Annotated in this window: 9 protein-coding genes; 8 read left to right on the forward strand and 1 reads right to left on the reverse strand. The window is 53.5% G+C overall.

The window, feature by feature from the left end:
- Window positions 1–119 precede the first annotated feature (119 nt).
- The 7 genes from VVR27_RS09480 (at window position 120) to VVR27_RS09510 (ending at window position 8,920) form a co-directional block, all read left to right on the forward strand.
- Window positions 120–1,502 (forward strand): glycoside hydrolase family 1 protein, encoded by a 1,383-nt coding sequence (locus VVR27_RS09480; RefSeq protein WP_368548117.1) that lies wholly within the window; start codon window positions 120–122, stop codon window positions 1,500–1,502.
- 927 nt (window positions 1,503–2,429) lie between these two features.
- Entirely contained in the window at window positions 2,430–4,085 is a 1,656-nt protein-coding gene (locus VVR27_RS09485) for an ABC-F family ATP-binding cassette domain-containing protein (RefSeq protein ID WP_368548118.1), read from the forward strand.
- The gene (locus VVR27_RS09490; RefSeq protein WP_053544137.1) at window positions 4,082–5,344 is read left to right on the forward strand and encodes an MFS transporter; all 1,263 of its coding nucleotides are present in this window, start codon (window positions 4,082–4,084) and stop codon (window positions 5,342–5,344) included. Before VVR27_RS09485 ends, VVR27_RS09490 begins: the two co-directional genes overlap by 4 nt.
- A 5-nt stretch (window positions 5,345–5,349) precedes the next feature.
- Window positions 5,350–5,733: a hypothetical protein gene (locus tag VVR27_RS09495; protein ID WP_368548119.1), complete on the forward strand. Its 384-nt coding sequence runs from the start codon at window positions 5,350–5,352 to the stop codon at window positions 5,731–5,733.
- Window positions 5,734–5,906: 173 nt separating this feature from the next.
- Window positions 5,907–6,881, forward strand: coding sequence for a sce7726 family protein (locus tag VVR27_RS09500; protein WP_368548120.1), 975 nt, complete (start codon window positions 5,907–5,909; stop codon window positions 6,879–6,881).
- Window positions 6,882–7,853 (forward strand): sce7725 family protein, encoded by a 972-nt coding sequence (locus VVR27_RS09505; protein WP_368548121.1) that lies wholly within the window; start codon window positions 6,882–6,884, stop codon window positions 7,851–7,853.
- Window positions 7,854–7,861: 8 nt separating this feature from the next.
- The gene (locus tag VVR27_RS09510; protein WP_368548122.1) at window positions 7,862–8,920 is read left to right on the forward strand and encodes an RES family NAD+ phosphorylase; all 1,059 of its coding nucleotides are present in this window, start codon (window positions 7,862–7,864) and stop codon (window positions 8,918–8,920) included.
- A 393-nt stretch (window positions 8,921–9,313) separates the two neighbouring features.
- Here VVR27_RS09510 and VVR27_RS09515 read toward each other — a convergent pair whose 3' ends face one another.
- The gene (locus VVR27_RS09515) at window positions 9,314–10,144 is read right to left on the reverse strand and encodes an SDR family NAD(P)-dependent oxidoreductase (protein ID WP_251379889.1); all 831 of its coding nucleotides are present in this window, start codon (window positions 10,142–10,144) and stop codon (window positions 9,314–9,316) included.
- Between the two features lie 806 nt (window positions 10,145–10,950).
- Between VVR27_RS09515 and VVR27_RS09520 the strand changes: the two genes are divergently transcribed.
- On the forward strand, window positions 10,951–11,443 hold a 493-nt coding region (locus VVR27_RS09520), incomplete at its 3' end, for a hypothetical protein (RefSeq protein ID WP_368548123.1).

Consider the following 11,443-nt stretch of genomic DNA (forward strand, 5'->3'; position numbering starts at 1 on the left):
GAGAGAATCACAAAGCCTGCTACCTGCCAGAAATATTTTTCTGCTGATACAGTGATTCTCGGGGTTTTTTCTTTTTCAGGCAGACACTGCCTGCACAGTACACGAAGGCAGATGAGACGATGTTTCCTCACAATTTTCTCTGGGGCGGGGCAACCGCAGCTAACCAAATCGAAGGCGCCTATCGGGCAGACGGCAAGGGACTCAGCGTCCAGGACGTCATGCCTCACGGCCTGCGCACCCCACCTACCGCTGAACCCACGAACGATAATCTCAAACGTGAAGCCATCGACTTCTATCACCGCTACCGTGAAGACATCGATCTTTTCGCTGAAATGGGCTTCAAAACCTTCCGACTCTCCTTCGCCTGGAGCCGTATCTTCCCTCAGGGGGACGAAGCAGAACCCAACGCAGCGGGCCTTGAATTTTACGACCGGGTGATTGACTACCTGCTCGAAAAAGGCATCGAACCGCTGGTTACCCTCAGTCACTACGAAACACCCCTGCACCTGGCAAGGCACTACGGTGGTTGGACCAACCGCGAGCTCATCACCTTCTTTGAACGCTACGCCCGCACCGTTATAGAACATTTCAAGGGGCGCGTGCGCTACTGGCTCACCTTCAACGAAATCAATTCGGTGTTGCATTTCCCCTTCTTCTCGGGCATCGAAAGCACGCCCGAGGAACTCGGCCCTCAAAAGCTCTACCAGGCCATCCACCACGAGCTGGTTGCTTCAGCCCGTGCAACCAAAATTGCCCACGACATCGACCCAGCGAACAAGGTCGGCTGCATGATTCTGGCGGTTCCCCGTTACCCTCTAACCCCTGACCCCCAGGATGCGCTCGCCGCGATGGCTGCCTCCCACGAGGATTACACCTTTGGGGATGTGCACGTGCGCGGTACCTACCCCGGTTACTTCCTGCGCAAGCTCAAGGAGCTGGGCGTTGAACTAGAGATGACCGATGCTGATAAGGAAGACCTTAAGCACACAGTCGATTACGTTTCCTTCTCTTACTACATGTCGGTCTGTGAGTCAGCCAACCAGGAGGCAGGTGGCGAGGGCAACATCATTGGCGGCGTCCCTAACCCCACCCTGAAAGCCTCAGAGTGGGGCTGGCAGATTGACCCGGTGGGGCTGCGCATCATTCTGAATGATTACTGGGACCGCTGGCAGAAACCCCTCTTCATCGTGGAAAACGGGCTGGGCGCTAAGGACCAGCTGATCAACGAGACCGTTGAAGACGACTACCGCATCGACTACCTGAATGATCATCTGGTGCAGGTGGGCGAAGCGATTGAGGACGGTGTTGAGGTGCTGGGCTACACTAGCTGGGGCCCCATTGACCTGGTATCAGCCAGTACCGCTCAGATGTCCAAGCGCTACGGCTTCATCTATGTAGACCGGAATGACGACGGTTCGGGTAGCTTGGAGCGCTACCGCAAGAAGTCCTTTGACTGGTACAAGCAGGTCATTGCTAGCAACGGTGCCTCCCTGCGACCTTAGCCACCGGGGCGGCAGGGGAGTTAGCTGAGCTAACCCTGCCACCCCACTTAGAAAGTGGTTCTACCCCTCCAAAGCGAGGCAGGCGTACGGTCCGCCTGCTGGTTCAAGACTGGTTTAAATCGTCTTGTTAGTGAAACGAACCAGAAGAGGGGATCAGTCGGGGCACGTGTGCGCCAGCGATACTAGTTTTACAATATCTTTAGAATGAGATTCCTTGAACAAAGGGGCCCGACCCCCGGAAAGTAGACACGGGGGATGTGATCAGGAAGCAGATCTCAGCGTAACAGGACATTGCTCCTCAAACACTGCTGGAGCGAGATACCCGCACCAGGAATGCCGACGCGTGGTGTTGTAGCGATCGAGACGCTTGACTGGGCGACTGCGCAACTCTTCTTGATCCCGACGACCGAACTGGACAGGCGACGACAGGCGATTCGCAATCAGCTTGGCGACGATGCGCGCGTTCAGCGCCAACTCGCCTACCTCCATGAGTCACTTAGCATCCGGCTGCGCGATGCCTACGTTCGCCGCCTCGGCATAGACCCCGCCGACACATCTGACTTGCGTCCACAGATTCTCGTGGGGCTTTACCTCTCTCTCGCTACTGAGGTGTCGGGCCGGTCACAATCACCGGAAGAGACGCGCCAGCGGTGGCTTGCGTCGCTTCGCAGTCTGCTTTGAGAGGTCGGCACTGCTATCGACATTTACATGCTTGGTTGCGGAGGTGGGGATTGAGCGTTGCCGACCTTATGGGGTACACTGGAAGCATGCATTTGTATTTCCTGTGACGGTTGAGTAGGCCTATCGCGCTCGTTGAGCAACTCCGAGCTAGCGACGGCCGCTCGTTCTGACCCTGGAAGGGTCCCCGTCATTTGCGTGCCCGCTGGCTGTTTGGCTCGTCGTGGTGCGCCTTGCTGAAGGATTTGAATGCTTACCCCTACTAACCGTCATCCGGCGCGCCATCGCGCGCAACTCACCGCTTCCGACGTCTCCGTAATGCGAGGCGTAACCCCGGTGCTCAACCATGTCGATCTCGTCGTCACTCCCGCGTCCCGTGTGGCGATCGTCGGAGAGAACGGGCGCGGAAAGACCACACTTCTGCACGCGCTCGCGGGCACGCTGGTACCTGATAGTGGAACGATCCAGCGCATCGGCACGCTCGGGCTCGCTGAACAAGAGATGGACTCCACCGACAACCGAACCGTTGGGCAGGCCGTCGCGGAGGCCATCGCCGAACCGCTCGCAGCGCTGGCCACACTCGACGACGCCGCTGCCGCTCTCGCGGAAGGGAGTAGCGAGGCCGCAGAGCAGTACGCTGCGGCCTTGGAAGATGCGGAAGCGCTCGACGCTTGGGATGCCGAGCGCCGGGTACAAATCGCGCTCGAAGCACTCGACGCCGAAACCGACATGACGCGGTTGCTCGCTGATCTGTCTGTGGGGCAGCGATATCGAGTGCGGTTGGCCTGCCTGTTGGGGGCTGAAGATGATTTCTTACTGCTGGACGAGCCCACCAATCACCTCGACCGCAGCGGACTTGATTTCTTGACCATGCAACTCCGCACGCGCAACGGTGGTGTCGTCATCGTCAGCCACGATCGCGCGCTGCTCTCTGACATTGCGGAGACGGTGGTCGACCTCGATCCGACACCTGATGATCGCCCCCGCATCTACGGCAACGGGTACGCGGGATACCGAGAAGGGCGCGTGGCCGAGCGGGAACGCTGGGAGCAGGAGTACGACCGCCAGCAGCAGGAACAAGCCCGGCTGCAGGACAGTCTCAGCGCTGCACAGAACCGACTCGTATCGGGTTGGCGACCGGAGAAGGGGTCACCGAAGCACGGCCGCGCGACGCGCGCGGGCGGGCTGGTGCAGAGCGTGCACCGACGCCAGGAAGCACTCGAAGCACACGCGGTGACGGTACCTGAACCACCGCAGCTATTCCAGTTCCCCGACCTGCCCACACGAAAAGGGGCGGTGCTACTAAACGTCGACAACGTGAGCCTTGCCGGGCGGTTAGCGCAGCCAGTGTCGTTCGAACTCTCGCACCGCGGCAGGCTCGTGGTCACCGGCTCGAACGGGGCCGGAAAGTCGACGCTCCTGAGTATCGCGGCGGGCGAACTACTGCCAGATACGGGAACAGTGCGGACATCCCGTGGCACGCGTTTGGGTTTTCTTCGTCAGGAGACGATGCTGCCGCCTGATCGCCGGGCGAACGAGGTATACGCCCGACACCTCGACGAACTCGTCGGTCAAGGAACGCTTCAATCATCTGAGGCGGTCGGTCTCGGTCAACTTGGACTGCTGCGATCGCGCGAGGCAGGCAAACGAGTGGGTGAACTGTCGATGGGTCAACAACGACGCCTCGATCTGGCGCTCGTACTCGCGGCACGCCCGCACGTGCTACTACTAGACGAGCCCACCAACCACCTCTCCATCGCGCTCGTTGACGAACTCACCGAGGCACTCGGGGCTACCCAAGCGGCCGTCGTACTGTCGACCCACGATCGGCAACTCCTGCGCGATGTCGCCCAATGGTCTCATGTACATCTGATGGCGATGGCTGAAGGCGAGGCACTGGTATGAGCAACACCATCAAGCTACGCGCACTCCGCCCATTGGCATCACGTGATTACCGTCTCCTGTTTGCCGCCGTCGGCATCGAGGTATTCGGGACCGGTATGTGGACGATCGTCATGGTCTTCCAAGTACTCGCACTCGATGACAGCCCACTTGCCTTGTCGGCGGTTGCAACCGGAATGAGTCTTGGCCTGTTTGCGTTCTCCGTTCTCGGTGGGGTTGTCGCAGACCGGTTCTCCAAACGGCGGATTCTCATTACAGTGCAGGGCTCAACGGCCGCGATCATGACCGCCGTGGCGGTCCTGTCGCTCACCGGGAATATCGAACTTTGGCACGTCGCCGCAGCCTCGTTCGCGATGGGTGCCGGGAGCGCCTTTTTCTACCCTGCGTACAGCGCTTACCTACCTGTGGTCCTTCCGCCGGAGCAACTCCTGGCCGCGAATGGGCTCGAAGGGGCGCTCCGTCCATCGATGGGGCAAGGGCTGGGCCCGGCCCTCGGTGGAGTCATCGTCGGTATGTTCTTCCCCGCTATCGGAGCGGTCATCGTCGCGGCTTCGTACGCGATTGCTTTCGTCATCACGTTGTTTCTTAGCCGTCGTGACGAACACACTGAGCCCACTCCTCCCGAGGATCGCCCGACCGTCTGGGGTGACCTTCGTGCGGGGGTTGCCTACGTGGCTCGTACACGCTGGTTGCTTTGGACGCTGATCTTCGGGTCTTCGCTTGCGCTCATTGTCCAAGGCCCGATCGAAGTTCTCCTCCCGTTCCTCACCCGCGACCGATTCGAGGATGCTGAAGCTACTTTCGGGTTCCTTCTGGCCGCCTATGGGATAGGTGGGGCTGTCGGTTCGCTGATCGTGTCGTCGTTGAAGCTTCCTCGTCGGTACTTGACGTTTATGATCCTGTGCTGGGGTGGAGGAACACTACCTCTTGTGGTCATTGGCGTTGCCGACAATTTGATCCTCATGCTCTCCGCGCTCTTTGTCGTCGGTGCACTCACCGGGGCTGGCGTTGTCGTGTGGGGAACATTGCTGCAACGGTTGGTGCCGCTCGACATGATCGGCCGAGTCGCCAGCCTCGACTTCTTCGTTTCGATCGCGTTCATGCCGGTCTCAATCGCCATCGCAGGGCCGCTCTCACTGTTGGTTCCCATCCCCATCATCTTTGTGATTGCGGGAGTCATTCCGCCAGCTCTCGCGTTGATCGCATTGCTGGCCGGGCGCATGCGCCAGACCGAGGACAGTCAACCACTAGACGCAGACTGACCTCGATGGCTCTGGGAATATCCCGGACGTTCGGCTTCGAGCCTTTAATGGCTCGAAGCCGAACTTTTCGTACCGCTGGCCCGATCTCCGCAGAAGACTGCGCGAGGCTGATCTTCGTGCGTGCCGGATCGGTTCTGTTGCACAACGAGCTGGGTGTGCAACAGGCGAACGTTGGAGACGTCATCATATTGGGGTCAAATGCCATGTTCGGCTATGAACCGGAAGGCTTCGTGACCGTGACAACGATCTGCCTTGATCTCGACTACGTTATCGACCAAGTGTTCTGGCAACATGCCGCCAAGTTCACCGACCGGCTGGGGGTCAGGTCCAAGTCATGGATCTTTAAAAAGATCAGCCCGGATACGTTGTTGTTCCTGGTCCGCGGCTGATGTTGGGAGTTACATCAGCAGATAAGAGGAAATCTAATGACTTAGCGTATGGATGGCCGGGGTATTCACGAAGTCTGCTGTAGACTTCCGATTTCCCGCCGCAATCAGCAGGTTGCGATTATCATATATCCTGAGTAGGTAGTGTTAAAGAAAGATGATACTTATAGTTGAGCATGACTAGCTTGTTTTTTTTAGAACAAAAATGCCACTATTACGCTAGTCAGTTGATTCCCTATGCAATGAAACAGTCTTCGGAAGGTGCCCAAATGTTTACCCAAGATGCTCTTCTCCTGGAGCGCATCTTCTCACCCACGATTTTTACGGATTTTGCTAAGCACCAGAAATCTGCTTTTTTCTCCAAGATTGTCTCGTCAGAAGCTTACCGAGAAAAATTCGATACCCAGTTCTCCGTCGGAAAAGCATTCGATCAAGCTTTCTCTTTACTCGCCCAACCCGGCACACGCAACGAATACATCTATAAAAACACCATCGCCGAAAAGATCCTTCTCGGCCGCCACTCACTGAATACAGCTGTACTCGTCCAGGAAATGCGAGCGCTACGTTCCAAAGCAGACACCGTTATCTTCAACGGAACTTCCACTGCTTATGAAATAAAATCCGATCGCGATTCACTCGCTCGACTACCTATACAAGTAGAGGATTATCGAAAAGTCTTCGCCAAAGTCATAGTAGTAGCTGATGCAAAGCACCTTACGACATTAGAGAAAATTCTCCCTGCTGACGTCGGCATACTAGAACTGAATAAAAAGCTATCTTTATCCACAATCCGTCAAGCAGAACAAAGTCTTAGCACTCTCGAGAAACCAGCAATACTTGATGCTTTAAAACTTTCTGAACTTCAGATGATGCTCAATGAACTAGGCTGTGAAAAGCCTACGGTGCCCAATACTCGGCAGCGACGTGTTTATACTGAGATTCTGAGTGAATTTCCTGTGGAACAGCTACATGCTTCTATGGTGAAGACGGTGAGAAGTTCTCGTTCGCAGGCGTCCATGAGTAGTTATCTCTCTCAGCTACCTCAATCGTTATATGCAGCAGCTTTACGTTCTCACCCTTCTGCTACGCAAAAAAACCATATACTAAAGGCAATACAAACCCCACTGTACGAAGCTGTTAGTTGGTCTTAGATGTACTACCCAATTCTCCGGGGCAAGCAATTTGAGCTTGCTGCTATCCGTGACCTTGCCAAAGCCGATACCCTTAGATCGGATAAAGTGTTCCCGATCATTGAGCCCGTAAGAGCAAATCTTTCTACATTGCAAAGAACATTAGAGGTTCTAGAGAGCAAAGGCATCTCATCAGGTTTTATCGTTAACCCCCGTGTGGGTGAGTTAGTTCAAGAGGATCAGACACTCTCGACGTTATATCAGGAACACTTCGCAGCTTCTGATCCAGTAATTCACCCTGTTCTAGTTGTGGGAGGTTCAACGAATGCAGACGATATTGAGAGCTACAGGTATAGCGTCTCTAGTGAAGACTCCCGCCCTCTATATTTTCTACATGACTCAGCAGTTGAAGATGCCCAGGCGCTATCAAAGCTAGTTTCATTGTCTGCTCAAAACTCACAGGTTGTACATCTTTTTGAAGATGAAAACACTTCTACCCTCTATCGTAGAAAATTTAGTGACGCTCAGTGGATTCTTCTCCAGGACGGGTTTATCTCAGAGGAACGCAATAAAGACTATAAGGATAAAGATCTCTTCACTGATCTCCATGTAGTTTACGAAGATCTTAAACTATCTGGATTTGGCGACTATCAAATTGTGGGTTCAGGATACAGAGAATCTGGTGGACCGGCTTACGCTGTTGCGTTGCATCTGACCTATATTGACCCCGCGCAAGATGATGTGATGTTTGTTCGACATTTTGTCTCGGATTCAAATGAGACCTTCGCTGACCCCGGTAATAAATTCTCTGAGGCGTTGGATAAGATGATCGCTTTTCTAGACAAGCATCCTGTCTTGATTTATGAAGGAAAAGCGGTAGCGGAGTTCCGGGACCTTCATACCAGAGGACACTTCCCCGGCCTGGGGTTCGTAAAAAAACTATCAATTCAGCACCACATAGAGCTGGTAGATTCCTACCTTTCAGGTAAGTAATACTGCCAATGGGTAACCAATATTGTAACCTCTGTCTAGGTGATGACCTGTTCAAAGTGTTGGACCCCAATACCTGGTCTTTTTCAAGCAAGGCTTGTTGTTGCTGTGATTCAACCAACCAAAAGTTGGTAGGTGTTGATCAACTACCCGATTATTTTGAATGGGCACGTGTCATCTATCGGCCTACTGAAAAAGCTGAGGGGAAGCCCTTGCTGTCCTGGCTGAAATCAGACTGGGGGCTATTATCTACTCTTTATACTTCGCAGGCTAATCTGCTCTTACAGGATATTTTTTCTGGCGATACATTTGATGTGTTAGCGAACCTGTTACCTGATTCTTTAGAGGATGAGAAGAATTCAGAGCGATGGAGAGAGCATAAAGAGGAGATACAGCATCGAAACCGATGGCCGCTTGGGGCTTTCGGAAGTGATGTCAGCCTCTTTGAAGAAGTCGTAAATTACCTGAGCAGATTAGAAGAGGCATCAGTAGCCGAAAATTACTATCGTGCACGGATTCATGATTCTGAAGAATCGTTTGAACCCAAGGACTTAGGTGCGCCTCCTCGTGAGAAAGCAGGCCATGGAAGGCTGAACCCTGCTGGTATTCCTTATCTCTATCTTGCTTCTGAAAAGTCAACGGCGATAGCGGAAGTCCGTCCTCACCCTGGACAGAAAGTCGTAACTGCCAGTTTTCAGATAGATACGGTGGAAAATGAGGGCTTGAAAATTGCAGATCTTGTTCAGGTTGCCTCGTTATTTTCCCCATTTGATTATCTTGAATCTACCCCAATTTTGAGGGCTAGAGATTTTCAAGAAATGGTACGGGAGATTGCTGATGAGTTCTCACGTCCGGTGCGTCCAGATGCTGCACCTTACAGGTATGTTCCGACCCAGTATCTCTGTGAACTCCTAAAAAGAAAAGGATTTGATGGGGTAGCTTATTCTAGTGCTCTTGCCGAGGGACACAATCTTGTTTTGTTTGAACCAGAAAAGTTCACAGCCCAGCCAGAAACTTTACAAGAACACGATATAAGCTCAGTACATGTGGACTATAGAACATTGAAGTAGTTCTGAATGAAGAAAACCATTATTCGAGAACTAGGCGAAGTTGAACGGTCAGATGCGTATATCCCTGTCTGTCGGAACCATCTGGTGGATGGAAATCTCAAGAGGCAGGTGCGCAAAGACGTTTAGGGCATGCCAACCAGCGAGGTCGTGGCCCATTTATAAGTCTCCTGGCCGCCGGTAGAGCGCTGAGACGGCCGCTACAAGGGCGGAGAGTCGTCAGAGAGGCGTTGGCGTGGCTAAATAGACGCTCGATAAGACCGCAAAAGGATATCGACGCTAGATTGTCTACTTTGAGACCACCACGTGTCGCACCTTGAAACCCTGAGTGGCACGGCATCGAGGGACATCGTGCCTGACTAAGGGCAGACGGCGAATATTTGAGGGTGCAGCGGATTAGTTCGTGGTCTGGAACCCTGGCTGTCGCCTATAATCCTGTTGGCGTTGATCAAGAACCATGCGAATCTGGTCGACAGAGTCTTCGCCAAGGACTAAACGCAGGGGACCCTCTTGCGCAACGACGTGATTGAAAATACCCTCGGCTATGACCTCCGGCGACGACCCGCCGCCCGTGGCACCAGGCTCGTTTGGCCAGGGCACAACGGCGGTACCAAAGAGCTGTTCGCGTAACTCGTCATAGGCGGGGATCGGCGTGCTGAACTGCATCCCGGTGGTTGCCCAGCAGGTATCCATAGAGCCGACCTCGACGAGAGTGACTCGCACACCCTGGGAGCGAACCTCACCTGCCAATGCCTCGGTAAAGCCCTCGAGGCCCCACTTCGCAGCATTGTAGGTACCGAGTAGGGGCATGGCCCCGACTCCGCCTGTTGACGAGATTTGCACAATGTGACCGCCGCCCTGGGCACGCATCAGCGGAAGCGCTGCCTGCGTGAGCCACAAGGGGCCGAGAAGATCGACGTCAAGGATTGCCCTCACCTGCTTCTCGCTAACTTCCTCGATAGCACCGACGAGACCATAGCCCGCGTTGTTCACTAAGACGTCGAGTCGACCCGCGGCTGCGTGCGCTGCGTGCACAGCCCGTTGGCAGTCTTCTCGGTCTGCCGGATTCAACCGCAATACAGTCAGTGAGGGGTGATGCAGGGGGAGGTCACCACTGCGACTCGTGGCCATAACGCGATCACCAGCTGCCAGCACCCGCTGGGTCAAGGCAAGACCCAAGCCGCTACTTGCGCCGGTGATGAACCAAGTGTTTTTTGTTGTAGACATGACTCTAATTAAAGCACGACATGAGATGCTGTGCCTAGTTTCTATACATTCAGGTATAGCTCATCCTGACACACCGCCGCTTGGTGAGAGCGTATCACGACGTATTTACTAATCAGGTGGGGCACTGAAGCCAGTTAGCTCCAAGCTCAGTAAACCAGCTCCGCATTTATTTTGCGCCTAGACTAATACCCCGGCAACATCACGACTCATAAGGGTATAGGTCAAACCATCTGAAGGTGTAAAGATACCCGCTGGAACCAAATCGCTGACGATTATCCCAGCGTCGATCATGGATGTTCGGGTGACGCGAAGGATGTAGGTGGCTACGCGGTCTTGGAAGAGGATGTCGTTGAGGTCTATGTTAACGGCTGAGCAGTCTTGGTGAGCAGTCTTGCGCTGGGGGGGGGGGGGGGGGGAGCCAGCTGGTAGACGGGTTTCTGGGGCTTTGAGCACCACCGAGGTGGTGCTTGCGCGCTTGGTGATTATGTGTATTTACATAGCGAAACGATAGTATATATGTTCTATTATTTATAGAATACATATACTATGAGAATATGATGGAATTTGAAGGAGCGTTGGGGCTGTATCAAGACGGAGTTGACACCTGTTTTGATACAGGATCGACGCCGTTGGATAGAGCAGTTCGGCATGAAACTCAAGCTATATCGTAAACGACCGGCTCTGAAGACAAAATTTTATATGTGCCAAGGCTCTGGGTATTGTCCTCGTAAATCTGACCTCTAAAAATTTAAGGAGATTTAATCAAGGCTATTGATGAGACTTTGGCAGGTGTGAGCAATGCACTAATGGGCACTATTTTTGGGCGAGGTATAAATATATTAGTCCTGCTCTACACCTATTTATGGGTTCTTTTTGGCAGGTCCATAGCTCCTCTCAACTGGCTTGATTGGCTGTTAAATAGTTTTTTTGGAGCAAGCCCCACCTGGCTGACAGTTGCTTCAGCCGCTATGCGCAATGGTAATGCTGAAGGTACAGCATGGGCTTTGGTTTGTATTGCAGCAATCATAATCGTTATTCATGGAACGTTTATTAATAGAGGGAATCTGTACATACTGACTTTTGTAACGCTTCTTTTGTTGTGCTCTGTGCAAATATCAGGAAATCTATGGGGCACATATCTCAGCTATTTAGGTCTCACCTTAATACCTGTAGCCATAGCTTTTATCAGATGCTGGCTTCAAAAGGGCGGTAGCATCTGGGCATCTTTCGAAAATGTAGGGGACTGGTGGTTTTCATGGATGATGGGACCCGCTATTCACCTAGGATTGGCGACTGTAG

It is taken from the genome of Rothia sp. LK2492 (assembly GCF_040946345.1).
In the GTDB taxonomy this organism is placed as follows: Bacteria; Actinomycetota; Actinomycetes; order Actinomycetales; family Micrococcaceae; genus Rothia; species Rothia endophytica.